Here is a 23,946-nt window from a genome sequence, read left to right as displayed (position 1 = left end):
CAGGCGATTCCGTCAAAACAGAAACCGCCCTAACCTCACCCGCACCCACCTCCCGATTGGCCGGTGACGACCGAACCCTGATCCGTTATTGATCGATCCAACAACGGCCTGTTCTCAACCATAATGGGCCGGACACGCATAAGCATGGGGGAAGCGCAGCATGAATGCCGTCGAGATCGAGGAAGCCGTATCCGAACTCGCCAGCCAGCCGTTTGACGCCAGGGAGTTTCCGTTCGCCTTTCTTGCCGCCTTCGGCAACAAGGAGACGACGATCAAGCGGCTGCGGACGGCATCGGCGAATGCGTCGGATGTTCCGGGCGGCGTTCTGCAGAAAAGCAATATCCATATCGCCGTCTGCTCCGAAGGAATGGTCGGCGAAACGCTGGTCGCGCTGCGGGGCAGCCCCAAGACCGCGTCGAACAAAGTCAAGTTCATTCTCGCCACCGATGGCGTTTCATTCGAGGCCGAAGACCTCGCCAGCGGCGAGACCGTCGCCTGCGACTATGCGAAATTCCCGGATCATTTCGGCTTCTTCTTGAGTCTGGCGGGGATCACCACCGTCAAGCAGATCCGTGAAAGCTCGTTCGATATCCGCGCCACCGGACGTTTGAACAAGCTCTATGTCGAGCTTCTCAAGGACAACCCCGTGTGGGCGACGGCGGCGCGCCGCCCGGACATGAACCATTTCATGGCGCGGCTGATCTTCTGTTTTTTCGCGGAAGATACCGATATTTTCAATGGCGAAGGCGTGTTCACCGCCACCATCGACCAGATGAGCGAGCGCGATTCCTCGAACACGCACGAAGTCATCAGCGCGCTTTTCCGGGCGATGAACACCAGGCGCGAGGATCGCGCCAAGGCTGACCTGCCAAGATGGGCGAACGGCTTTCCTTATGTGAATGGCGGCCTGTTTTCCGGCAGCACCGAGGTGCCGCGCTTCAGCAGGATCGCGCGGTCCTATCTTCTCCATATCGGCGGGCTGAACTGGAAGCTGATCAACCCCGATATCTTCGGTTCGATGATCCAGGCTGTCGCCGATGACGACGAGCGCGGCGCGCTCGGTATGCATTACACCAGCGTGCCGAATATTTTGAAGGTTCTGAACCCGCTGTTTCTGGATGATCTCAGGGCGAAACTGGAAGAAGCCGGCACGAACGCGCGCATGTTGCTGAACCTGCGCAAACGCATGTCGAACATCAGGGTTTTCGACCCGGCTTGCGGGTCCGGCAATTTTCTTGTGATCGCCTATAAGCAGATGCGCGAGATCGAAGCCGAGATCAACAAGCGTCGCGGCGAACCCGACCGCCGCTCCGAAATCTCGCTCAAAAGCTTCCGCGGCATCGAGCTGCGGGATTTCCCCGCGGAAATCGCCCGCCTTGCCCTGATTATCGCTGAATACCAGTGCGATGTGCTCTATCGCGGCCAGAAGGAAGCCCTGCTGGAGTTCCTGCCGCTGGATGCGGAGAACTGGATTGTCTGCGGAAATGCGCTGCGGCTGGATTGGCTGAGTGTTTGTCCATCGACGGGGACGGGCGTGAAGCTTCACGCGGACGATTTGTTTCACACGCCGCTGGATCAGCCGCAGATCGATTTTGAGAACGAGGGCGGCGAAACCTATGTCTGCGGCAACCCGCCCTATCTGGGCTCGACCTGGCAGAGCCAGGAACAGAAATCCGATCTGGGCGCGATCTTCGAGCGGCGCACGAAAAGCTGGAAATCGCTCGATTATGTGGCGGGCTGGTTCATGAAGGCGGCGGATTACGGCACGCATACCAATGCGGCGGCCGCCTTCGTCTCCACCAATTCGATCTGCCAGGGGCAGCAGGTGCCGATCCTCTGGCCGCTGATTTTCGAGACGGGACACGAAATCACCTTCGCGCATACCAGCTTCAAATGGGCCAACCTCGCTAGCCATAATGCGGGCGTGACGGTGGCGATTGTCGGGATTTCGAGTCATGCGGGGAGCGACCGCCGATTGTTCTCTACTACCAACGACAGCAAGGCTATTGCTGTAGAAGCAAATTACATCAATGCTTATCTGGTGGCCGGTCCGAACGTAATCGTAGACAAATGCAGCAAGCCCATCGGTGAGTTGGCTCCAATGGATTTCGGCAACAAACCTGTCGATGGCGGAAATTTATTGCTATCGTCATCCGAGCTTGGAGAGCTTGATCTAACACCCGACCAGCGGAACCGATTTGTCAGGCGTATCTATGGTTCAGCCGAATTTATTCGTGGGTTAGAACGTCATTGCTTATGGATTGAGGACGAGCATTTAGCGGAGGCGCAACAGCTATCCGAAATCCGGCAGCGTATTGAAAATGTGCAAGCCATGCGGTTGGCTAGCCGCGACACGAGTGCCAATGAAATGGCCTCCCGTCCGCATCAATTCAGGGAAATGTACGCAGGATCTGAGCATACAATCATATTACCCGGCGTTTCCTCCGAGGCTCGTGAATATCTTCCTGTTGGGCTTATCGATAACCGTTCCACGGTTAGCAATCTCGCCTTCGCCCTCTACGATGCCCCGCTCTGGAACTTGGGCATCATCGCCTCGCGCTTGCATCTGGTCTGGATCGCCATTGTCTGCGGAAAGCTTGAAACGCGTTACCGTTACTCCAACACCCTCGGCTGGAACACCTTCCCCGTCCCGCCCCTCACCGAAAACAACAAAGCCGACCTCACCCGCTGCGCCGAAGACATCCTGCTTGCTCGCGAAGCGCATTTCCCCGCTACAATCGCCGATCTCTACGATCCCGCCACCATGCCCGCCAACTTACGCGCCGCCCACGAGCGCAACGACGAAGCGCTGGAGCGCATCTACATCGGACGCCGCTTCCGCAATGATACCGAGCGGCTTGAAAAGCTGTTCGAGCTTTATACGAAGATGGTAGGTTCACGGGCAAAAAGGGGGAAGGCATGAGCGACAATGAAAACGAGCCGGTGCGTCTGATAGAGGATGCCGAGACCGGCGACAGGTTCCTCGTTTATGGCACCGACAAGGGGCTTAGGCTCGACATACGATACGAGGGCGACACCCTTTGGATGACGCAAGCGCAAATCGGCCAACTCTTTGGACGGGATGTGTCCACGATTTCACGGCACATCGCCAATATTTTCGAGGAAGGCGAGCTGGACGAATCGACTTCTTTGCAAAAAGTGCAAACAACTACCGGACGGCCTGCCACCTTATATAACCTCGATATGGTGATTTCGGTGGGCTATCGCGTCTCGTCCGCGCAAGCCACGGTCTTTCGCCGTTGGGCAACCGGCGTCCTGGTCCAGTTCGCGAAGACGGGTTTCGTGGTGGATACCCCTCGCCTCAAGCAGCCGCAAAATGCAGACAGGGTGGCCGAACTTCGCGAAATTATTCGCGATATCCGCTCGGACGAAGCCAATGTCTATCGCGAGCTTCGCAGAATCTGCGCCATGTGCCAAGACTATGATGGCACCACCGATGCCGCTCGCGAGTTCTATCAACGGACACAAGCCAAGCTAGTCTATGCGGTCACATCCCATACCCCGGCTGAGATAATCGCGACACGGGCCGACCACAAGGCCGATAATATGGGGCTGCGAACATGGCCTAATGACAACATCAGGAAGAATGATGTCCGGGTGTCGAAGAACTATCTGGCCGAAGCGGAAATCAAGGAGTTGAATAGGCTAACCACCATTCTCCTCGATATTTTTGAAGATCAACTCGACATGGGCAGGCTTGTCGTGATGCAAGACGCCCAAAATCTCCTGGATCAGCAATTGCAGCAGCTGGGGCGAACCGTATTGCGCACGGGCGGACGAATTCAAGCTTCCGATGCGAAGGAGTTTGCTGAAGAGCAATATGAAAAATTCAGCACGCAGCGAAAGCTTGAACGGCAACAGGAAGCCGATGAACGAATTGCTGCCTTGGCGAAAGAAGCAAAAAAGCTACCGAAGACGCCGCGCCGTTGATTTATAAAACGGCAAGACGCCGTCCACCGGTGCCTTCGCAGCATTTTGACAAAGTAATCCATGGTGCACCTTTAGCATGACCAACTCCATCCCCTCCGTCTCCGTCACCTATGCCCGCAATGGCTCCTCTTCCAAACCCAACGAACTGGGCATGCGCACCATGCAGGAGCGCGCCTATGCGCATCGCGGCGAGCAATATCTGCTGATCAAATCGCCCCCGGCATCGGGCAAATCGCGGGCGCTGATGTTCATCGCGCTCGACAAGCTTTACAACCAGAATGTTCGCAAGGCTGTTATCGTCGTGCCGGAACGGTCCATCGGCGGCAGCTTTGCCGATGAGCCGCTTTCGAAATATGGCTTCTGGGCCGACTGGACGGTGAAGCCACAGTGGAACTTGTGCAACGTCGTCGGCATAGAGAACAATTCCGTCGCCAAATCCAAGGTCAAGGCGGTCGGCCAGTTCCTTGCGAGCGAGGACCGGGTGCTGGTCTGCACCCACGCCTCCTTCCGCTTCGCCGTCGAAGAGCTTGGGATCGAAGCCTTCGACGATTGCCTGATCGCGGTGGATGAGTTTCACCATGTGAGCTCGAACCCGGACAACAAGCTCGGCGCGCAGCTGGGCAAGTTCCTGGCTCGCGATCGGGTCCATCTGGTCGCCATGACCGGAAGCTACTTTCGCGGCGATGCCGAGGCCGTGCTCGCGCCGCAGGATGAATCCAAATTCGTCACCGTCACCTACACCTATTATGAGCAGCTCAACGGCTACGATCATTTGAAATCGCTGGATATCGGCTATTTCTTCTATTCCGGCCGCTATCTGGAGGCCATCACAAAGGTTCTCGACCCTGATCTCAAGACGATCGTTCACATACCGAACGTGAACTCCCGCGAGAGCACCAAGGACAAGGTGAAGGAGGTCAACGAGATCATGGACGCGCTCGGCGCCTGGGAGGGCGAAGACCCCCAAACCGGGTTCCATCTGGTGCGGTCGGCGGACGGGCGTCTCATCAGGGTCGCCGACCTCGTCGATGACGAGCCGGCGCGGCGGGACAAAGTTGTCACGGCGCTGAAAGACCCCAGCCATAAGAACAACCGCGATCACGTGGATATCATCATCGCGCTCGGCATGGCCAAGGAAGGGTTTGACTGGATCTGGTGCGAACATGCCCTGACGGTGGGCTATCGCGCCAGCCTGACCGAGATTATCCAGATCATCGGCCGCGCCACCCGCGACGCTCCCGGCAAGATTTCGGCGCGGTTCACCAACCTGATCGCTGAACCTGACGCGAGCGAAGAAGTCGTGGTGGATGCCGTCAACGACATGCTGAAGGCCATCGCCGCCAGCCTGTTGATGGAACAGGTGCTGGCGCCGCGCCATAAAATGACGCCCAAGAACGTCGATAGCGGCCCGCTGCCGGATTTCGACTATGGCGAGAACGGCTATGACACCTTCGGCACGAATGTCGGCTTCGATCATAAAACCGGCCAGTTCCATTTCGAGATCAACGGCCTGGTGACGCCGCAGAGCATCGAGGCCAGGCGCATATGCCAGGAAGACCTCAACGAGGTCATCACGGCCTTCGTTCAGGACAAGCCCGCGCTTGAGAAAGGCTTGTTCGATGAGGAGACCGTGCCGGAGGAACTGACCCAAATCCGAATGGGCAAGATCGTTAGGGATCGTTATCCTGAACTCAGCGACATCGATCAGGAAGCCATCCGGCAACATGCCATCGCGGCCTTGAACCTGACGCAGAAGGCAAAATCTATCGCGACCCAATTGGAAGAATCCGGACAGTTGACGGGCGGCTCGGCGCTGATTGACGGCGTCCGGAAATTCGTCACCGATGTCCGCAATCTCGACATCGACATGATCGACAAGATCAACCCCTTCGAGGCCGCCTATTCGATCCTTGCGAAATCCATGAACGAACAGACCTTGAAGCAGGTTTCAACGGTGATTGCCTCCAAAAAGATCCGTATGCCCTACGATGAAGCCAGGGAATATGCCCTTCGCGCGCGCTTGTTCATAAAGGAGCGTGGCCGCGTACCCGATATCGCCGCCGCCGATCCGTTTGAGAAGCTGCTGGCGGAAGGTGTGTTGGCATTCAGACAGCATGTAGAGCAGCGGAATAATGGTTGATATTTCGGACGAAGACCTGCTGGCCGAACTCGGCGCGGCACCAGAGGCAAAGAAGCAGAGCGCAAGGACACCGCGCGAGGAGCGGATCATCGCGGGCTTCGAGGACATCGTCCGGTTCCGCGAGGAACATGGCCGCGCGCCCCGGCATGGCGAGGGACGCGACATCTTCGAGCGCCTCTATGCCGTGCGGCTGGACCAGCTCCGCGCGCAGGAGGACTGCCGTTCGCTGCTGAGGGATTTCGACCACCATGGCTTGCTGGCGGCTCCTGCCGCTGGCGAAACCAGCGAGGAGATGGATGACGATGCGTTATTGGCCGAACTAGGGATCGAGCCGGCGGGCGGCGTCGACCTGACAGAGCTGACGCATGTGAAGCCTCGCGCCGAAGTTCGAGCGGCGGAGGAAGTTGCGGACCGGACACCTTGCGCAGACTTCGAAACGTTCAAGCCGTTGTTCGCACGCGTGAAGGAAGACCTCGACAGTGCAGCCCGCGAGACACGGCGCTTTGGCGAAGATGCGGCAATCAGGAAAGGTGAATTCTTCATATTGGGTGGGCAAATCGCCTATGTCGCCGACATGGGGGAAACCATCAAAGCGCCAAACGGCGAATATGATGCGAGGCTTCGGGTCATTTATTCCAACGGAACCGAGAGCAATCTTTTACGCAGGTCCCTCCAGCGCGCGCTATACAAGGACGAGGCCGGCCGTCGAATTACAGACCCAAGCGCCGGGCCATTGTTCGGCGGGGCCGCCGAAGACGAAGACCTCGAAAGCGGCACCATCTACGTGCTGCGCAGCAAGTCGGATCACCCCGACATCGCCGCCCACCGCGAGCTTATTCACAAGCTCGGCGTTACCGGAGGCGCCGTCGAGAGCCGGATTGCGCAGGCGGCGCTCGATTCCACGTATCTTCTTGCGGATGTCGAAGTCGTCGCGACGTACAAGCTTTTCAACATCAACCGGGCGAAGCTGGAGCACGTCCTGCACCGCGTGCTTTCTCCAGCGCGCCTTGACCTGATTATCCAGGACCGGTTCGGCAATCCGGTGAAGCCAAAGGAATGGTACCTGGTGCCGCTACACGTCATCGACGAGGTCGTGGCGAGGGTAAAGGACGGCACCATCACGGGGTATGAGTACGACCCCGCGGAAGCGAGGTTGAAGGTGATTTGATATCGTGAAAGCGCCGGCGCCATTGGAGCGGTTATTGTTTTAACGAAATCGCTAAATACCCCCCTCTGCCCTGCCGGGCATCTCCCCCTCAAGGGGGGAGATTGGCTTACACGAGTCCCGGCATCTATTCTGTAACGTCTGCGATTGGTGGCGAGCGCCATGAAGGCGTAATCTCCCCCCTTGAGGGGGAGATGCCCGGCAGGGCAGAGGGGGTACTGCCTCGCCAATATTTCAATTCTTAAGGCACAAGGCCATCGAGCAAAAAATCGAGGCCTCTGCGGAAAACACCATCCCAATCATCATCCAGCAACAGGCGGGAGCGTTCGATTGTAGGGTAGCGTTCGCCGAGATGCTCAAGGCGCTGTTGCGCGGCGGCCCTTTCGTGGTCCGGCACGTCGAAGTTCGCCCGCGTGATGGTGGCGCCCATCACATAGTTCCACAGCGACCATATCGCGACGTTCAGATCCGCATCCGCCACGCCGGCTCTAGACAAGGCGTTGCCTAGTAGTTCCAGGCGACCGAGGATGTTCGGGCCCAGAGCCCGGCGCGGCAACAGCGATGCCGACCAGGGATGGCGCAACATGCCGGCGCGCCAGTCTCCCAGCATTTGAACCACCTCTTCGCGCCAATCGCCGGACGCAATTGCTTGCGGCGGTTCGCGATATTCGAGCACCGAATCGAGCGCGAGGTCGAAGACGTCCTCCTTGTTATCGACATGCCAATACAGGCTCATCACGCCTGAGCCGAGACGATCGGCCAGCCGGCGCATCGTCAAGCCGCCGGTTCCCTCAGCGTCCAGCAGCTCCACCGCAATCGCCACGATGCGTTCGCGGGAGAGAGGCGGCTCGCCGTGTGGCCCCTGCTCTGGCTGGAGCGGCTCATCTATCCGTTGAGACTGTTTGCTCCGGGCATCGCTACGTTTGGCTGCCATCCGAATTTCCTCACTGTTCGCAACTTTCGATTTTGACCGGCTACGCGATGAATGTCGATCCTGAACGATTGACTCGTACGATGTACGATGCAATTGACTCGTATGACGTACGAGATCACTCGCCGTCCACAGAGCCAAAGAAAAAACATGTTACGCGCCAAGCATCAGCTTATCGGAGGATTAATCATCATGACCATGGGAATTCCCACTGCGGCAACAGCGAATGAGAAGGATCTCAAGCTGACCATCGTCAATCCGCAAAACCTTTACGACCCATCGCCGAATGGCTACAGCACGGCGGTGATCATCCCCTCCAACGTCCGGGTGGCCTACATTTCCGGCCAAGGCGGCCAGGATAGCACAGGCGCCTTGTCGCCCGACTTCGCCGTCCAGGTTAAGCAGGCCTACGCCAATTTGCGCACCGCCCTCGATGCGCTCGGCGCCAGGCCGGATCAGGTCGCCAAACTCACGGTCTTCGTGGTCGATCATGATATGTCCAAGCTTGAGGTTTTGAGCAAGAACGTCAAGGAAATGTTCGGCGATGCGCTGCCGGCGCAGACCCTGGTTCCCGTTCCCAAGCTTGCAATCGACCCCATGCTCTTCGAGGTGGAGGCCGTGGTCATGCTGGATTAGTCGCTCGAATTGCAATGCGACCAATACGAAAAGGCGGCTCCGAAGAGCCGCCTTTTGCAAGCCCGCTCCTTCCGACCTCAGCTATAAGGGGAATAGCACTGGCGGCGCGGGCCGTTGTAGGGCTGGTAGGTGTTGTCATAAGCGCGATAGGAGCGATACCGGCTGGCGCACCACTGGACATGCGCGCTGCCATAGGCCGGCACTACACGAGTCGGCTGGTTGGCAATAATTGCCGCGCCAAGGCCGAATGCGGCCAGCGGGTACCACCATCCGTCATTATAGCGCCGGTATCCAGGCCGGTAATACCGATAGCCACGGTAGCCGCCCCAATAGCCGGGACGGTATCCATGGCGCCAACCCGGACGACCCCAACCGGAATAGCCGGGCCTGCCCCATCCGGGCCGGCCCCAACCGGGGCGACCATGATGCCAGCCTCTCCCGCCACCCCAATCTCGCCCACCGCGCCAGTCGCGCCTGCCGCCCCAGTCTCGCCTGCTCGAATGGCGCGAGCCATGCCGCCATTCACGGTGCTGGATCTGGGTGACATTCGAATCTGTCTCGATCCGCGGCGCCAGCAGCGGAGCCGCGTTCACCGGAACGATTGACGTGAAGGCGACGGCCAAGCCGACCGCCCCGGCACAAATTGCTGATAAAAACCTTTTCATGACGAACTCCATCGAGCGAATCTCCTCTGCGGACAGATTCATCCAGCCTTGATGAACACATGATGAATATGCACCACGAACACTACCTATATTACAGGAATGCAGGAAATTTGACTAAAAATGGCAATACGCACAAGTAGGAACAGCAAACATTACTTCATGTCCTAAAAGGTGATCCCTTTGCCGGTGTTATTGGGAACCTCCGCCGGTTTGGGTGCGTTAAGATTGGTTAATACATTATATCGGGAGATACGATCATGCATCCGCATGAAACGCATAGGCGTGATGCCCTGTCGGCGCTTATCCGCGCGCAACGGGAAGCGGAAGCCGATATCCACCAGGCGACGTGCCACAAGCGTCTTCCCGATGATGTCGTTGCGTCCCTCACCGGACGCGGGATGTCGGAAATGTGTCCCGGGGATTACCTGGTTTCGGAAGATTTCAGCATGACGATCACGCGGCGCCGCAAACGGTTCAGTTTCTGGCGGCGAGCGGTGCGGAAGTTTCCAGCGTCATTTTAGCTCTCTCAAAAATCATGTCCATCTTCGCCTGCGTTCCACGCCAGGCGAGGACATCATTTTAGCAAAATCACGCAATTTTTGCCTTTAAAGATGAGAAAAAATTTCATATATTCTTTTCAGAACAGTTCTAAAATAGGCACGGTTCGGCGCACGCCGGAAGGCCCGAGAGAACAAGGATCATTCCCATGCGCCTCACCCGCCAGACCAATTACGCGATTCGAATGCTGATGTACTGCGCGGCCAATGATGGTCGCCTGAGCCGCGTTCCGGATATTGCGAAGGCCTATTCCGTTTCAGAGCTGTTTCTGTTCAAAATCCTGCAGCCGCTCGTGGAAAACGGGTTGGTGGAGACGGTGCGCGGCCGTAACGGCGGTGTGCGGCTTGGCAAATCGGCGGCGGCTATCACCGTCTTCGATGTGGTCCGCGTGACGGAGGAGAGCTTCGCCATGGCGGAATGCTTCGAGGTGGATGGCGGCGCCGAATGTCCGCTCATCGATAGCTGCGCCCTCAATTCCGCGCTGCGCGAGGCGCTTGGCGCCTTCTTCGAGGTGCTGGCGAAATATACGATCGCCGACCTTATCAAGGCGCGACCGAACGTCCGCTCGCTCCTCGGCATCGAGGAACTACAGCCGCAACTGGCGGCGGGATAAAGCGGTTCGCGGCGATAGTTCTTTTAAAGCAATGAAACGCCCCGCGAGGAGGCGTTTCATTTTCGTTTGCACTCATCAAATGCCTATTTGAGGCGCTTCAGCATCTCTTCGGCGACAGCTGGGGCCGAAGCCGGGTTCTGGCCGGTGATCAATTCACGGTCCGTCACGAGATGCGCGGCGAAAGGTTTTTCGGCCTTGCTATGCTGCGCGCCGGCCTGTTCGAGTGCCGTCTGCGGATAGAATTTCATCTGGCCGCCATTCAGCAATCCCTTGGCGATTTCCTCTTCCTCATTGCTGAGAACGGTGAGCTTGTAGCCAGCATAGATCCATTTGCCGTCCGTCTTGGCGGCTCCCGAAGTTGCTAGCTGCTCAGTGAAACCCTTCGCATCCGGCAATGTGGAGATAAGCGCGATGGGGCCATGGCAGGTCAGCGCGGTCGTCTTGCCCTTCTCGTGAAAATGCGTGAGCAGCCTGCCAAGCTCAGGGCTGACGAGCAAATCCTGCATCGGCGCATGGCCGCCCGGAACATAGACCGCATCGAAACGGTCGTAGCCGATCTGCTCTATCCGCGCGAGGCTGACGACGGGCGACTTCTCACGGGACAACAAGCCAAGTTCCTCAAGCTTCGCTTCGCTCGCCTTCATGGCAGCCTCGTCGCCGCCGAAATACATCTTGTCGATGGAGGTCTTGTCCACCGCAGGCGCCATGCCCTTCGGCGTGGCGAAGGTGATTTCATGGCCGGCTTCGAGAAGCGCCTGCACCGGCTGCATCAGTTCGTTGAGATAGACGCCGGTCTGAAAGACCTTGCCGTCTTTCAAATCGAGATGGTCGGAGTCGGAAAGGACCACAAGCACATTCGCGGCTTGGACGCCGCCGGCGGTGCTGAGGGCCAGGCCAAGCGAGAGGGCCATGGTGCGGAGTTGTTTCATTGGTTCTGTCTCTTTCATATTTACGCGATGGTGTTGACGAGGCCGCCTTCGGCGCGCAGCGCAGCGCCATTGGTGGCAGATGAACGCGGGCTGGCGAGATAGGTGACGAGGTTTGCGACCTCTTCCGCTTCCACCATGCGCTGCAAAATCGAGGATGAGCGAGCCGTTGCGAAGAATTCCGCCTCGATCTCCTTGATTGGAGCGGCAGGATCGCTCGCCTGGCTGCGAAGGAACGCCTCTATGCCTTCAGAACGCGTCGGCCCCGGTAGTACGGCATTGACCGTTACGTTGGTGCCGCGCGTCAGTTGCGCCAAGCCGCGCGAGATCGAGAGCTGCGCCGTTTTCGTCGTCGCGTAATGGATCATGTCGGACGGAATGGCGAGGCCGGATTCGCTGGAGATGAAGATGATCCGGCCCCAGTTTTGCTCCAGCATACCCGGGAGGTAAGCACGTGAAAGCCGCACACCGCTCATCACGTTCACATCGAACAGATGGTTCCAGTCCGCATCGGTAATATCGCCGAACTGCTTGCTCTCATAGATACCGAGATTGTTGACGAGAATATCGACCGCCGGGGTGGTCTTGGCGATGATTGCCGCGCCTTCGGTGGTGGCGGCGTCGGCCACGATACCGCTAGCCTTTGCGCCGCCGGATGACTCAATCTCGGCAATCGCATTATCGAGTTTGGCCTGATCGCGGCCAGTGATAACGACGTTCGCGCCTTCAATGGCGAGCGCGCGGGCAATTTCCAGCCCGATGCCGGCTGTGGCTCCAGTGACAAGGGCTGTCTTGCCGGTCAGTTGCATATCCATGAGCAGTCTCCAGATTGTGTCTGCCAGATTGTGTCTGAGAGATATCTATGGTTTGAGAACAACAAGAACTATTGCCTCTGCCGGACATGCACCTGTGAATGGAGATCATCAATGCCGCGCATTCTGATGGAACGGTCAGGTGAGATGGAGGTGTTCGCGCGTGTCGTGCAGGAAGGCGGTTTCTCCGCTGCCGCCCGCAGCCTCGACATAACGCCGTCGGCGGTGAGCAAGCTGATCGCGCGCCTCGAAACACGGCTCGGCGCGCGCCTTCTGGTGCGCACCACGCGCGCGCTGACATTGACCGAAGAAGGCGAGGCCTATCATCATGCCGCGCTCAAAATCTTGCAGGCGCTGAACGATGCCGATCAGGAAGCGTCGGGCGGTGCCGTGCGCGGGCGGCTGCGGGTCAACACCACCATACCGTTCGGCACGATGTTTGTTGCGCCTGCCATACCCGCGTTCATGGCGCGCAATCCCGATTTGATCGTCGATCTCAGCTTTACCGACGGGATCGTCGATCTGGTTGCGGAAAAGACGGATGTCGCCATCCGCACAGGAAACCTGCCGGACAGCGGCCTGATTGCGCGAAAGCTAGGTCAAAGCCGGCGCATCATCTGCGCCGCCCCCGGCTATCTCGACCACGCCGGAACACCAGCAACGCCGGCTGATCTCGAACGCCATGATTGCCTGACCTTTAACTTTCGCCGCGCCCGCCCCTCCTGGCCGTTCCGGTATGAGGGCCGGGAAATTACGCAGGCAGTCACGGGAAGGCTTGTCATCAACAATGGCGAGACCATGAAGCAAATGGTCCTTGCCGGGGCAGGCATTGCACGGCTGGGGCTGTTCCACGTCGCAGCGGATATTGCCGCGGGCAGGCTCGTGCCCCTGCTGGAAGATTTCAATCCCGGCGACCTCGAATTGATTCACGCCATCTATATCGGCGGCGGCCCGCTACCGCACCGCGTGCGCGCCTTCATCGAATATATGGTCGAGGCGCTGGATGAAACGCCGCTTCTCAAGGGGAAAGCTTAAGGCTCGCTTCGTCAGCTCAGAATCGGCCGCCGGCGCCTCTTTTCACCATGGCAATGATTGTCTCGAAGAGTTCGTCCTTTGCTTGCGCGGCCGTAATATCTCCGGTCGCCGCCGCATGAGATCATGCGGCTAAAACAGAGCTGATTGCGGCAAAACGAAAGGCGTGCCGCCGACGGGCAATACGCCGACCTTCATGGCGCATTCGTAAACGCGCAGGATGCGCTCATCCGACAACATGTCGGCGGGATTTCCCGCTGCATCGATCCGGCCCCGATGCATCATCACGATCCGGTCGGCGAACATCGCCGTCAAGTTCAGATCATGCAGGATGGCGATCACACCCCCGCCCCTCTCCGCGAAACTTTTGGCGATGCGCATGATGATGAGCTGGTGCTTGATGTCGAGGCTCGACACCGGTTCATCGAGAAAGAGAAAGCGCGGCTCGCCGTTGAGCACGGGCTGCCAGACCTGGCAGAGCACGCGGGCCAATTGCACGCGCTGCTGCTCGCCGCCTGACAGTTCCTGATAAAATCGGCCTCCAAAACCTTCGAGATCGACCATCGCCAGCGCGCGGTCCGGCAGGGATTCGATATTGTGCGGGCTGGCCCCTGAATAGCCGCTGGTGAGGCCGAGGCGTACGATCTCACGCACCATATAGGGGAAAGCGAGCGTGGTTGCCTGCGGCAGCACCGCCCGCAAGCTTGCCATCTGCCATGGCTTCAGCATCTCGAACGGCTTGCCGTTGATCGACGCATGTCCGGTGAAAGGCAGATCGCCGGAAAGCGCGCGGAGCAGCGTGGTCTTGCCGGAACCATTCGGCCCGACGATGGCCGTCAGTTCGCCCGGCCTTGCGGTGAAATCGACATTCTCGATGATCCGCTTCTTGCCGATAGCGACCGAGAGATTTTTCGCTTCGATCATGATCTCGCTCAAAGGTCGACGATTCCGCGACGGCGCAGCAGAATCCAGAGGAAGAAGGGAGCGCCGGCGAGTGCCGTGACGATGCCGATGGGCAGTTCCGCCGGCGCGACGATGGTGCGGCTCACGGCATCGGCCAATAGCAGGAGGATCGCGCCCAGCAGCGCGGATGCGGGCAGCAGATAGCGATTGTCCGGGCCGATAACCAGGCGCAGGAGATGCGGCACGACGATGCCGACGAAGCCGATGCCGCCGCTCATCGCGACGGATGCGCCGACCGCCGCGGCGACCGTGACGATGGCGATATTCTTCAGCCGTTGCACCGGAATGCCCAGATGGTTGGCCGAGGCTTCCCCCAGCGCCAGCCCATTGAGGCCACGCGCAAGAAACGGCGCGGCGACGAGCGCCAGCGCGATGATCGGGCCGGATGCGGCGATCTTGGTCCAGGTTGCTCCAGCCAGCGACCCGAGCTGCCAGAATGTCAGGTCGCGCAATTGCCGGTCGTCGGCCATGTAGATAAGCGCTCCGGTCAGCGCCATTCCCAGCGCGGTGAGCGCTATTCCGGCCAGAAGCATGGTGGCAACGGATGTCTGGCCGCGTCTGGTGGCGATGCCATGAAGCAGGAATGTCGAGATCAGGCTGCCGAGAAATGCCACGACCGGCAGCGTGAAGATGCCGAAGATGGCCGCGACCGGCGCCAGCACGCTCCCGCCCAGAACGATGACGCTGACCGCGCCAAGGCTGGCGCCTGAGGAAATGCCGATCAGACCGGGATCAGCCAGCGGATTGCGGAAAAGCCCCTGCATGACCGCGCCGGAAACGGCCAGCCCCGCTCCGATCAGCACACCGAGGATGATGCGCGGGAGGCGGATGTCCATGACGATGATGCGGTCGCGCTGGGATAGTTCTTCCATCGACGGGAACAGCCAGTGCTTGACGAGCCCCAAGGCGGATGCATCCGATGCGCCCGCGGTGAGGCTGAAAAGCATGGTCAGGACCAGTAGTATCGCGAGGAGGCCAATCGCGGCGCGGGCGGTATTGGAGCGGTCGCCGCGCTTGTGCCTTGCCTCGTCAGAGAAGGTATCGACGAATTCGTTTCGTTTCAGCATGGCGCGGCAGTACCCCCCTCTGTCCTGCCGGACATCTCCCCCGCCACTCCACCCGTCATCCTCGGGCTTGTGTAGCCGGTCGCGCGGTTTTGCATTTTTGACGCCGGGTTTTATCACACTTCGAAAGCACTTCATTTAGCCTAAAAACGCCCGTTGAACACCCCTCGATAGCAGATCGCGCACCCGCTGCGCCATCCCTTCCATCAAATCGTCAAAGGCTTGATCGTCGCGCCGGTCCTCAATCAGGTGATTGCCGTGTCGGACCGTCGCGACATCGCACCCGGTTGCGACGGCCACCATGGCGAGGGTGTATTCCAGCTCTACATTCAGAAGGTAGCGAAACACTTGACGGGGAAATGCTATCTGGCGACTGGCGCTGCCCCTCTTGCCGGTCGCATTCAGATCGGGACGGCTCACACCGAACTGATGAGAGACGATCTCCGCAGCCGCTTCTACGATCTCCTGCGGGATCGTCTTTTTCGGCTTCTCTCGCCAGTTGGCCGGAACGGCTTTCAGATGGCCGGATGCAAAACAGGCATCATTCCAGCAGGTGTGCTCAACCACGTATCCCTTCGGCACCGCCACTCCGGCGAAGAATAGAGCGGCGCGCTCCGGCTTCATCGATTTGCCGCCGCCGACGCTAATTGAAGTGGGGACTGGGCCTATGAAGTATCGGCACCCTTCAGCGTCCGGCTTGCCGAGCCTGCGATCAAACTGAGCCTCTGGCGGGTCCACTCTAAGCCGGACCACCTTCCGGCGATTGACCATAAGGTTGCGATTGCGGACGCGCCGCGTAGCTGCTGGCGCTAATCCAAGGATTTCTTCAGCAAAGCGCGCTGCCCGTTGTTCTTCTGCCTGCTTCCATCGCTTCTGTTCTTTCTCCCGGAGCCTTGCTTCCCGTGCAAGCCATCGCTCCTCATTGCGTCGCGCTTTCTCTGCCGCCTCGGCCTCCCTTCGCCGTTCCTCGCGTTCGGCGCGTGCCAAGGCTTTGGCTCGCTCCCGTTCTGCCCGAAGGAATTCGTTAACCTCTCGCGCAAGCTGGTGGCGCTTGGCATCAGCCGCTCGCTTCCGTTCAGCGCTCATCCGCTGGCGCTCGCCTCTTTCTTCTGGCGTGAGGCGCGGGCGTGATGGTCGCCTGACCGTCGCCCTGATTTCCCCACGCGCGTGGCTAAGGCCCTCATCGGTTGCCCGGCGATGATGCCATTGCTTGAGCGTCGGCCAGCCATCCAGGCCGGTGCAGACGTCCGCCACACGCTCACCAGCACGAAGACGGTCTAGCACCATGGCCCACCGTTCTTCAGCAACCGGTGCTGCGCGCTTTACCCCTCGACCGCCCTTGAAGTCCGGTGCCTGCTCATACCGCTGGCGAAGGCTCGGAAACCGGTTGACGGCGTTGCGGAATTGCGTCGCGGTCGGGAAGCCGTCGCGACCGGCCCAGCTCGACGGCGGCCGCCCCGCCACACACAGCTCTACGCCCTCAATGAATTTTTGAAAGGGAATGCCTGCGATCTCGACCGGATCGGCCGCCATGAAGGCAGCGGCGCAATGGGGGCAGCGTAGCGCGAGCATCTTGGTATCGCGCTGCCATCCATCACCTTCCGCCTGTTTCAGGAGGCGAGAATAGGCAGCTTTCAGCGCAGGATGGCTCTCTTCTATGGCCGATCCGAAGCCGCGTTCGCCATGGCCCTCGGGACAGGAACCGCCTGCCGGGGATGGTCCGCTGCATCGGATTTCGACCCAGAGCGTCATGGATATTCGGCTCCGACGCCACGCCCGAAGGTCGAACTCATCTGATAGACACGCCACCGGATGGAGGTGAGCGGCGCGCCGAAATCGGCGATCTGGTGGGCTGTCGTATAGACCCATTCCGGCTTATCGATCCCGGTGACGGTGCGCTTCATCGGAAGCGCGGTACCCTCCAATATCTCGATCTCATAAGCTTCGCTCGTCTCGCCCAGCGGAACATCAGCGACGCCGTCCAGCCAGTCATTTTCGCCGCCGATGCGAGTGCGCCGGATCCATGACAGGCGGATATCGCCATTCGAAAGCCAGACGCTTTTCAGATGGCCGGGCGAATATGGTCGCCGTCCCTTGCCGTGAAAAATCTCCTGGCTCTCCACATAGGACGGATCGGAGACGTCCCGCTTGCTCGGCCCGGCGCGCCAGTTGAGCGGCGCGTCAACATGCTCCGGCTTGATGTCCGGCTGACGCATCGCCGTGTTGAGCATGATGACCGGCGCACCGGCAGCGACCGGACTGCGCATGGCGTGCTCCGTGCCGCGCAGGCCTCGCAGGAGATCGGTGAGGCGGTACTGACCGGGGTTCCACAAGGTAGCCGTGGCGAAGGTCAGTACCTCCCATTCGCCATCCATATTCTGGACGGCGATCGCGTTCGCCCCGCCGAGCGCCTGCAGCTCTGTCACCGAGGACAGCGTCCCCGTGTACATATTGACCCAGAGCTGGCTGACGCGGTCCCAGCGCGCGGTCGGTCCCGCCCAGAAATCGAAGGCGAGTTCACCCATGGTGGCCGCAACCGGCAGAACGCTGTCAAGCGTATAGCCGGATGTCGCCGGGGATCGATAGAAGGCGGTGCCGCCCGGCCACGGGTTCGAAAAAGCGGCGATATAGCCCCGATAGTCCACATGCTCGTCCGCGAGCATCGGCCCGTCGATGTAGAGAACCGCAGGCGGTGAAAGCGCTGGCACGGACACCGTGCCGCGATGCCGGGCCGGGAAGCCGCCGCCACCGCTATAAAGGTCGGTTTCCACTCGCGCCGCCTTCATCTTGCGGGCATCGCCATCGGCGATTTCCGAAAGCCGCCACGTCTCGGGCGTCGGCCACGTCACGCTGACAATGTCGCCTGCATCGAGTACCAGCTCCGAAGGGCCGAGGCCGAATTCGGCGCTCTCGCGCGAAGCCCATGCATCATGCAGCACGGTCTGCGCGACACGGCGCGCCCATGTTTCAGGCATCACAGCGGGCAGGCTTACATCGCGCTTGCCCAGTGCCTGTCCGGTCAGGCGACGTTCGGACACCGATGCGGGCTGATCGTCATTGGTCGGCTCGCTATAGGAAACCTTGACCTCGCGCGGCAGGTCCGTTTCCTGCTGGCGTGTCTTCGTCAGCGGCTCGCCGTTGTCTCCACCGTCCGTCAGCTCGTCCAGCCCATATTCGGCGCGCACCGGCTCGCCCAGTCGGGACCGGAATTTGATCAAGCCCTCACTTTCGATGGCATAGGCCAGATAGGCTGTCGAAATGTTCTCGAAGGCGCTTCGAGCGGTTGTCGCGTCATCGATGACGACGCCGTCGACTACCGCGCCGATATCCGCGACAGCATAGTCCCGAAAGCTGAAATCGTTCATCAGCGCGGTGAGCGTCTCTCGCGCCGGGGCGGACCCGAGCCGCCCGGAGAGCCAATGGCCGAACTGCCAGTTCGAAGCGTCGGCCCACATCTCGTCATCCTGCGGGAAGCTTGGCCCCGGTCGGGCATCCCATGTCCATAGGAAGATCGAGCTGGTGTCGACCATGCGGCCCGCATACACACCGGATGGCGGGTTCTTGGAGGGATCGGACCAATAGCCGAGCGCCGCCTCAAGAAAGGCCCGCTGCATGGCGTCATCGCGTTCGCCGGACGAGAAATACGGAACGAAGCTCTCCGAACTCTTCGGGTCGAAGAAGACGTTCGGCTGGTTCGCGCCCTTGTCGATGGCGGGACAGCCGATTTCGGAAAACCAGATGGGCTTGCTCTGCGGCACCCATGCCGTCGCCGCGCCGCTCTCGATGCCGCCCGGCCTGTTGAAATGCCGGTTGAGCCACCAGCTCCTGATATCCTTGTTGCGGTATATCCACGGCTTGCCAGCGCCGTCCGTGATCGGTGTGCGCTTCTGGCTGATCCGATCCGCCTCACTGGCATAGAACCAGTCGAAATATTCCCCGCTCTCGATATTGGCCTTGAGATAGGCGCGATCATAGATCGTGGTCGGGCCATCCGGCTTGTAGTCGAGATGGTCCGAGCCATCGCGCCAGTCGGCGAGCGGCATATAATTATCGATCGCCACCATGTCGATGGCGGGGTTCGCCCACAGTGGATCAAGGTGGAAATACACGTCGCCGGAGCCATCGGTGGGCCGGTGGCTATGATATTCGGACCAGTCGGCCGCGTAACTGATTTTGATCGCGGGCAGCATGGTGCGCACGTCGGCGGCGAGTGCCATCAGCGCATCGACGAAGGGATAAGTCGCGGCGGCGGAGCGCGATGTGGTCAGCGCCACCATCTCGGAGCCGAGAAAGAAACTATCGACCCCCCCGGCGAGCTGGCACAGCTTCGCCATGTGCAAGATGAAACGGCGGTAGCTCCATTGAGCCGGTCCCGTGTATCTGACCGTAGCGCCGCTTGAGGATGAGAAGTGCGAGACCTGCGCGGATCCTACGAAGGCGGAAATCTGCGCTCCCGCCGCCGCCGTCTTGTCAGGTGATCCGGAAAAGCCCGGCGCGGGCGAAATTGTGATCCGGCCCCGCCATGGATAGACAGGCTGGCCGATCCGGGCGGCATTGTCGGAATAGGGATCAGGCAACGTATTGCCACCCGGCACGTCCATCATGATGAAGGGATAAAGCGTGACGCGGAAACCGCGCCGCTTCATTTCGCGGATACAGGCGATGACGCTGGCGTCATTCGGGCTGCCGCCAAAGGCTGGCTTGCCATCGACTTGGCTGATGACGAGAGCGGTTTTCCGCGTGAGGCCCGCGACGGTCCATGCGTAATTGCCGCCGCCTTCCTTCGCGGTGTTTTTGTTCGCGATCTCCACTTTTGGCTGGATCGAGCAGTTGCCTGCGCGGAGATCATTCCCGAACCATGCCACCACAAGGCTGACCGATCGGCATTCGGGCGCGAGCTGCTGGAGTTGGTCGAGCGAGGCGGTGATGTCGGATTGCGTCACCAGCGTGTGCCGGTTTTCGGTTCGCGCCGATCCTTTCCCCAGCACCTGATTGACCTGCGTCGGCTCATAGCCGAATTCGGTTGATCCGGGGATCAGCGTCACCGCCTGGATCATCGGCTCAAGGTCGCCCTCGGCGCGGAATATCTCGGCGGTGACCGACGGCATCCGGTTGCCGTATTCGCTAAGATCAAGCCGCTCAAACACCACATAGGCGATGCCGCGATAGGCCGGCGCGTTGCCCCGCTCCTTACTCTCGATCAGGCTGTCCGCCGCTTGCGTTTCGGTGCCGAGATATTTCCGGATCGTCGCGGCCTGCTGATCGATCTCGCGGCCATCCGCCCAGAGGCGACCGATCCGCGCCACCGGCCCCTCGCAGAACGCCACCGCGAAATTGGCGAAATAGGTGTAAGTGGTCGTTTTGACGCCGCCACCGCCCTTGCCGCCTTGCTCCTCGGTTTCCTTCTGTTCCTCGTACCGCGTCGCCCAGATCATCTGGCCGCCCAGCCGCGAGCGCCCGACCAGCCGGGTGATGGATGCGCCTTCCGTCGACCCGGAGATATTGACGTTCGTCAGCCTGCCGCCCTCGGCGGATGCGCCCGGCGACAACATATTGATGATCGACTGGTCGATCACAGCACCAGCCACCGCGCCCGCCGCCTGGCCGAGCGTTGCCAGCCAGCCGATGCCGGTCGCGCCGCCGATCGCAGAGCCGAGCCCGGCGAGAAGCAATGTCGCCATCACGCCACTCCCGGAAAGCTGAAGGCGGAAACGATGCGCTCTTTCCACCAGTCGTTCAGAGAGATTTCCGACACCCCGGCGCGCTCGATCGCATGCACCATCCGGTCGGGCGCGGCGAGAATGCCCGCATGTTTCGCCGGCCAGTGCCGCTTCATGCGCATGACAACCACATCACCTTCGCGCGCGTCGGTCGGCGTGATCTCGACCATGTGACGGCAGGCCAGCGCGAGCAGCGGCTCGCTGCCGTCGGTCAGACCATAATCGCTGCTATAGGGCGGCATGACTTCCGGCTCTTCCCCGTCATAGAGCGCGCGCCAGACGCCCCGGACGAGGCCGACGCAATCGCAGCCCGCGCCATGGGTGCTCGCCTGATGATGGTAGGGTGTCCCGATCCAGCGCCGGGCTTCCGCGACGATGATCGCGCGGTCAATTGAAGAAACTGCCGCCATCATTCTCTCCGCTCTCGCCGACCACATAGGAAAACGCCTTGTCCGCACCCGGCATGTGCGGAAAGCCCCGGAAATTCGCTGCATTGGAAAAACGGCCCTTGCAGGTGTTCAAAGTCTTGTCGCAGCCTGCCGTCACGTTGAACGTGTCCCCGACTGCGACGGGAGCGCCCATCGGGTGCCACAGTTCGATCGTGGCGACGCCGGCGGAGAGCTTGTGGGCCTTCACCTCCATCCGCGCCCCGGCACTTTCGCCGGACGCCCATGTCAGAAGGCCGTGCCGGAACCAGCCGGTGGCGAAGGCACCGAGGCCGGATGCCGTGATGATGCGCCCTCGGGCAACCGCCGTGACGGTCCCCGCGCCCGTGAACCCAGCCTGATTGAGATTGAACTTGCAGCGACCATCGCCGAGATCGGCGTCACAGGTGCGCTGGAACGAACGCCCCTGCCGCTGATCGAGCACTTGAGAGAGGCCGCGCAGCTCGGCGCGGAAAGCGAGCTTGCCTCGGGTGATTTCGCCGATCAGGCCCTTGCGCATCAGGACGCGCTGGGCGACGTCCGTCCAGTTGACGCGCCACGCCTCGATGGCGGCACCGTCATAATGTCCGGCTGAAATATCCGCCTCGGTGATGGCGTCCGATGAAAGCGCGCCTTCCACTTCGAGATTATCGACGGACAAGCCCAGCGAGCTTTCGATTTCGCTGGTGGTGAAGCCGGTCGCCGCCGCAAACACCGTCCCGTCAAAGGTCAGGTCGCGATCATGGTCTGTGAAGCCCATGGTGGTTCCATCGGCGCGGATGATCCGCCAGCACCACGCAAGCGTTGTTGCTCCGCTATCCAGATGGGCTTGCAGGCCGGGCGGAAGGGTTTTCATGACAGCGCCTCCGTCATCATTCGAACAAGGCGAGCTGCGCCGGTGGAGCCTCGGCGCTGAAGTCGAGTTGCCAGAGTGCGGAACGCATATGCTGCTTGAAGCGGAACAACGCCGTTGCCGAGCAGCCTAAGTCGGTCCACCCGAGCAAGGTCCAGCTGGGCGGCCAACCCATCAGCCACTCGACGAAAAGCGGGTTCAAGCTCCGGCGCTCTTTCGAGGACGGCTTGCCAGTTTTCACGGTCGTTAGGGCCAGGCGGGAATAGAGGCCACTTGCCAGTTCCATATTGATGTTCTGATTGCGCGAATTCCCCGGTTGATGGCTTTCCGCAAAACTCAACGATGTCGGCGTGGCCCACTGGCTTGCTTGCCCGGTCAGCGTCAGTGTCTGTTTCGTCTGCTGCCGGTTGGCGTTCTGCCACTGGCCCTCTTCCTTGGCGCGGGGCGTCGACCACAGCACCGCCATCTCGTTCAACGGTGCGCCCTTGGTTCCCCTGTCGTGCAAATCCGCCTGGTTCGCACCCTTCCAGTCCCGTGCTGATGCCGTGGGCCAAAGTACGGCGATAGTCGATAAGCTCTCCTGCGTTCCCTTTTTCCCCGGATCGGAGCGATCTTGAAAACCAAGCCTCGCCTCGCTGGCGGCAGGGGTCGGCCAATTCGTGGCCACCCCGTTCAGGTTGTTGCCATGCCCTCTTTCCGTAACCGACCGGGAGTTCGAATTGTCCCCGCCATTGCTGGTTGTCGCGGTCGGCCACACCAAGGATGAAGAGCCGCTCGCGCTCATGGCTCGCGCCGACTTCCGCCGCCGTGAACAATCCTCCCTCAACCGTGAAACCCAATTTTCGTAGGTCTCGCCAAACCCTCTCGGCTCCAGCGACTTCGTCATCCCCCGGCGAGAGCATGCCGGCGACGTTCTCGATGAGGACGAACCATGGCCGGGACTGAACGATGATGCGCCGCGCCGGTGACCAGAGGTCTCGTTCATCGAGGCTGCCGCGCTTTCGTCCGGCGACGCTGTGCGGTTGGCACGGGATGCCACCAATGAGGCCGTCCACGAGACCGCGCCAAGGTCTGCCGTTAAAGGATCGCACATCGCTCCAGATAGCCGCCGGAGCCAGCAGACCTTGTTCAATCGCTGCGACCAGTTCCGCGACGGCGAAGGCTTCCCTCTCCACCATAACGACGCTTCGAAATGCTTGGCACGCAAGCTCAAGTCCGAGATCGAGCCCGGCACCTCCTGTGCAGAGGCTGATGACGTTGAGGTGTTCGGAATGTAGAGCCACATTCATGCGGCCTCACGCTGTTCAAACCGGCGCGCATGGTGAACCATCCACCAGCGCCCTTTTTTCCAGAGGACACTGCCGCCGCCGACAACGAACTGCTCGCCCCCGAACTCGACGATATCCTCATTAGCGAGGCGATATTCGATGCGGTCCCACTCTTCGAAGCCGGTGCTCTGCTTACGCAACAAGCCTCCGTCGTCGCGCCAGGC

General features: G+C 60.4%; 20 protein-coding genes and 1 pseudogene. 8 read left to right on the top strand and 13 right to left on the bottom strand.

Features of this window, described 5'->3' with window-relative positions; genetic code table 11:
• The first annotated feature begins 160 nt into the window (after positions 1-160).
• The 4 genes from C7477_RS14360 (at position 161) to C7477_RS14345 (ending at position 7,259) form a co-directional block, all read left to right on the top strand.
• Positions 161-2,923: a class I SAM-dependent DNA methyltransferase gene (locus C7477_RS14360; protein ID WP_110753390.1), complete on the top strand. Its 2,763-nt coding sequence runs from the start codon at positions 161-163 to the stop codon at positions 2,921-2,923.
• The gene (gene rhuM / locus C7477_RS14355; protein ID WP_110753388.1) at positions 2,920-3,951 is read left to right on the top strand and encodes a RhuM family protein; all 1,032 of its coding nucleotides are present in this window, start codon (positions 2,920-2,922) and stop codon (positions 3,949-3,951) included. The genes C7477_RS14360 and rhuM overlap by 4 nt, the downstream gene beginning before the upstream one ends.
• A 76-nt stretch (positions 3,952-4,027) precedes the next feature.
• Positions 4,028-6,091: a DEAD/DEAH box helicase gene (locus C7477_RS14350; RefSeq protein ID WP_110753386.1), complete on the top strand. Its 2,064-nt coding sequence runs from the start codon at positions 4,028-4,030 to the stop codon at positions 6,089-6,091.
• On the top strand, positions 6,084-7,259 hold the full coding sequence (locus C7477_RS14345; RefSeq protein ID WP_110753384.1) for a GIY-YIG nuclease family protein: 1,176 nt from the start codon (positions 6,084-6,086) through the stop codon (positions 7,257-7,259). Before C7477_RS14350 ends, C7477_RS14345 begins: the two co-directional genes overlap by 8 nt.
• A gap of 238 nt (positions 7,260-7,497) precedes the next feature.
• Here C7477_RS14345 and C7477_RS14335 read toward each other — a convergent pair whose 3' ends face one another.
• Positions 7,498-8,190: a TetR/AcrR family transcriptional regulator gene (locus tag C7477_RS14335; RefSeq protein WP_110753382.1), complete on the bottom strand. Its 693-nt coding sequence runs from the start codon at positions 8,188-8,190 to the stop codon at positions 7,498-7,500.
• Positions 8,191-8,337: 147 nt separating this feature from the next.
• On the opposite strand from C7477_RS14335, the gene C7477_RS14330 reads away from it, so the two are divergent.
• Entirely contained in the window at positions 8,338-8,823 is a 486-nt protein-coding gene (locus C7477_RS14330) for a RidA family protein (protein WP_110753380.1), read from the top strand.
• 77 nt (positions 8,824-8,900) lie between these two features.
• Here the strand turns inward: C7477_RS14330 and C7477_RS14325 are convergent, their stop codons facing one another.
• Entirely contained in the window at positions 8,901-9,488 is a 588-nt protein-coding gene (locus tag C7477_RS14325) for a BA14K family protein (protein WP_110753416.1), read from the bottom strand.
• A 257-nt stretch (positions 9,489-9,745) separates the two neighbouring features.
• Between C7477_RS14325 and C7477_RS14320 the strand changes: the two genes are divergently transcribed.
• Both C7477_RS14320 and rirA read left to right on the top strand, forming a co-directional pair.
• The gene (locus C7477_RS14320; RefSeq protein WP_110753378.1) at positions 9,746-10,009 is read left to right on the top strand and encodes a hypothetical protein; all 264 of its coding nucleotides are present in this window, start codon (positions 9,746-9,748) and stop codon (positions 10,007-10,009) included.
• A 185-nt stretch (positions 10,010-10,194) separates the two neighbouring features.
• Positions 10,195-10,659: an iron-responsive transcriptional regulator RirA gene (rirA, locus tag C7477_RS14315; RefSeq protein ID WP_110753376.1), complete on the top strand. Its 465-nt coding sequence runs from the start codon at positions 10,195-10,197 to the stop codon at positions 10,657-10,659.
• A gap of 83 nt (positions 10,660-10,742) precedes the next feature.
• Here rirA and C7477_RS14310 read toward each other — a convergent pair whose 3' ends face one another.
• Positions 10,743-11,588 (bottom strand): type 1 glutamine amidotransferase domain-containing protein, encoded by an 846-nt coding sequence (locus C7477_RS14310; protein ID WP_110753374.1) that lies wholly within the window; start codon positions 11,586-11,588, stop codon positions 10,743-10,745.
• A 20-nt stretch (positions 11,589-11,608) separates the two neighbouring features.
• Positions 11,609-12,400, bottom strand: coding sequence for an SDR family NAD(P)-dependent oxidoreductase (locus C7477_RS14305; RefSeq protein ID WP_110753372.1), 792 nt, complete (start codon positions 12,398-12,400; stop codon positions 11,609-11,611).
• A gap of 111 nt (positions 12,401-12,511) precedes the next feature.
• Here C7477_RS14305 and C7477_RS14300 point away from each other — a divergent pair, with 111 nt between their 5' ends.
• The gene (locus C7477_RS14300) at positions 12,512-13,432 is read left to right on the top strand and encodes a LysR family transcriptional regulator (RefSeq protein WP_110753370.1); all 921 of its coding nucleotides are present in this window, start codon (positions 12,512-12,514) and stop codon (positions 13,430-13,432) included.
• 16 nt (positions 13,433-13,448) lie between these two features.
• Here C7477_RS14300 and C7477_RS19250 read toward each other — a convergent pair.
• The 9 genes and pseudogenes from C7477_RS19250 to C7477_RS18800 all read right to left on the bottom strand — a co-directional run.
• Positions 13,449-13,553 (bottom strand): annotated as a pseudogene (locus C7477_RS19250) (TetR/AcrR family transcriptional regulator); the annotation flags it as partial.
• An 8-nt stretch (positions 13,554-13,561) separates the two neighbouring features.
• A complete protein-coding gene (locus tag C7477_RS14290) occupies positions 13,562-14,353 on the bottom strand; it encodes a heme ABC transporter ATP-binding protein (RefSeq protein ID WP_110753414.1) in 792 nt (263 codons plus the stop codon).
• Positions 14,354-14,361: 8 nt separating this feature from the next.
• The gene (locus C7477_RS14285) at positions 14,362-15,459 is read right to left on the bottom strand and encodes a FecCD family ABC transporter permease (protein WP_110753368.1); all 1,098 of its coding nucleotides are present in this window, start codon (positions 15,457-15,459) and stop codon (positions 14,362-14,364) included.
• Positions 15,460-15,594: 135 nt separating this feature from the next.
• Entirely contained in the window at positions 15,595-17,208 is a 1,614-nt protein-coding gene (locus tag C7477_RS14280) for a hypothetical protein (protein WP_181418431.1), read from the bottom strand.
• A complete protein-coding gene (locus tag C7477_RS14275) occupies positions 17,205-21,137 on the bottom strand; it encodes a baseplate multidomain protein megatron (protein WP_110753365.1) in 3,933 nt (1,310 codons plus the stop codon). Before C7477_RS14275 ends, C7477_RS14280 begins: the two co-directional genes overlap by 4 nt.
• Entirely contained in the window at positions 21,137-21,589 is a 453-nt protein-coding gene (locus tag C7477_RS14270) for an NlpC/P60 family protein (RefSeq protein ID WP_342633285.1), read from the bottom strand. The genes C7477_RS14275 and C7477_RS14270 overlap by 1 nt, the downstream gene beginning before the upstream one ends.
• Positions 21,564-22,457 carry a DUF2163 domain-containing protein gene (locus C7477_RS14265; protein WP_110753361.1) on the bottom strand — a complete coding sequence of 298 codons (894 nt, stop codon included), beginning with the start codon at positions 22,455-22,457 and terminating at the stop codon, positions 21,564-21,566. The genes C7477_RS14270 and C7477_RS14265 overlap by 26 nt, the downstream gene beginning before the upstream one ends.
• A complete protein-coding gene (locus C7477_RS19535; RefSeq protein WP_110753359.1) occupies positions 22,454-23,743 on the bottom strand; it encodes a DNA cytosine methyltransferase in 1,290 nt (429 codons plus the stop codon). The genes C7477_RS14265 and C7477_RS19535 overlap by 4 nt, the downstream gene beginning before the upstream one ends.
• A complete protein-coding gene (locus tag C7477_RS18800; RefSeq protein WP_146226105.1) occupies positions 23,740-23,922 on the bottom strand; it encodes a hypothetical protein in 183 nt (60 codons plus the stop codon). The genes C7477_RS19535 and C7477_RS18800 overlap by 4 nt, the downstream gene beginning before the upstream one ends.
• Positions 23,923-23,946: the final 24 nt, after the last annotated feature.

This window comes from Paramesorhizobium leguminum, from assembly GCF_003217235.1.
Classification (GTDB): domain Bacteria; phylum Pseudomonadota; class Alphaproteobacteria; order Rhizobiales; family Rhizobiaceae; genus Paramesorhizobium; species Paramesorhizobium leguminum.
Note: the sequence above shows the minus strand (reverse complement) of the source record. Positions and strands in the feature narration are given on the sequence as shown.

Excerpts from the sequence above, each read along its gene's own strand:
- C7477_RS14360 (WP_110753390.1), top strand. The coding sequence starts at position 161 with ATGAATGCCGTCGAGATCGAGGAAGCCGTATCCGAACTCGCCAGCCAG.
- rhuM (WP_110753388.1), top strand. The coding sequence starts at position 2,920 with ATGAGCGACAATGAAAACGAGCCGGTGCGTCTGATAGAGGATGCCGAG.
- C7477_RS14350 (WP_110753386.1), top strand. The coding sequence starts at position 4,028 with ATGACCAACTCCATCCCCTCCGTCTCCGTCACCTATGCCCGCAATGGC.
- C7477_RS14345 (WP_110753384.1), top strand. The coding sequence starts at position 6,084 with ATGGTTGATATTTCGGACGAAGACCTGCTGGCCGAACTCGGCGCGGCA.
- C7477_RS14335 (WP_110753382.1), bottom strand. The coding sequence starts at position 8,190 with ATGGCAGCCAAACGTAGCGATGCCCGGAGCAAACAGTCTCAACGGATA.
- C7477_RS14330 (WP_110753380.1), top strand. The coding sequence starts at position 8,338 with ATGTTACGCGCCAAGCATCAGCTTATCGGAGGATTAATCATCATGACC.
- C7477_RS14325 (WP_110753416.1), bottom strand. The coding sequence starts at position 9,488 with ATGAAAAGGTTTTTATCAGCAATTTGTGCCGGGGCGGTCGGCTTGGCC.
- C7477_RS14320 (WP_110753378.1), top strand. The coding sequence starts at position 9,746 with ATGCATCCGCATGAAACGCATAGGCGTGATGCCCTGTCGGCGCTTATC.
- rirA (WP_110753376.1), top strand. The coding sequence starts at position 10,195 with ATGCGCCTCACCCGCCAGACCAATTACGCGATTCGAATGCTGATGTAC.
- C7477_RS14310 (WP_110753374.1), bottom strand. The coding sequence starts at position 11,588 with ATGAAACAACTCCGCACCATGGCCCTCTCGCTTGGCCTGGCCCTCAGC.
- C7477_RS14305 (WP_110753372.1), bottom strand. The coding sequence starts at position 12,400 with ATGGATATGCAACTGACCGGCAAGACAGCCCTTGTCACTGGAGCCACA.
- C7477_RS14300 (WP_110753370.1), top strand. The coding sequence starts at position 12,512 with ATGCCGCGCATTCTGATGGAACGGTCAGGTGAGATGGAGGTGTTCGCG.
- C7477_RS14290 (WP_110753414.1), bottom strand. The coding sequence starts at position 14,353 with ATGATCGAAGCGAAAAATCTCTCGGTCGCTATCGGCAAGAAGCGGATC.
- C7477_RS14285 (WP_110753368.1), bottom strand. The coding sequence starts at position 15,459 with ATGCTGAAACGAAACGAATTCGTCGATACCTTCTCTGACGAGGCAAGG.
- C7477_RS14280 (WP_181418431.1), bottom strand. The coding sequence starts at position 17,208 with ATGACGCTCTGGGTCGAAATCCGATGCAGCGGACCATCCCCGGCAGGC.
- C7477_RS14275 (WP_110753365.1), bottom strand. The coding sequence starts at position 21,137 with ATGGCGACATTGCTTCTCGCCGGGCTCGGCTCTGCGATCGGCGGCGCG.
- C7477_RS14270 (WP_342633285.1), bottom strand. The coding sequence starts at position 21,589 with ATGATGGCGGCAGTTTCTTCAATTGACCGCGCGATCATCGTCGCGGAA.
- C7477_RS14265 (WP_110753361.1), bottom strand. The coding sequence starts at position 22,457 with ATGAAAACCCTTCCGCCCGGCCTGCAAGCCCATCTGGATAGCGGAGCA.
- C7477_RS19535 (WP_110753359.1), bottom strand. The coding sequence starts at position 23,743 with ATGAATGTGGCTCTACATTCCGAACACCTCAACGTCATCAGCCTCTGC.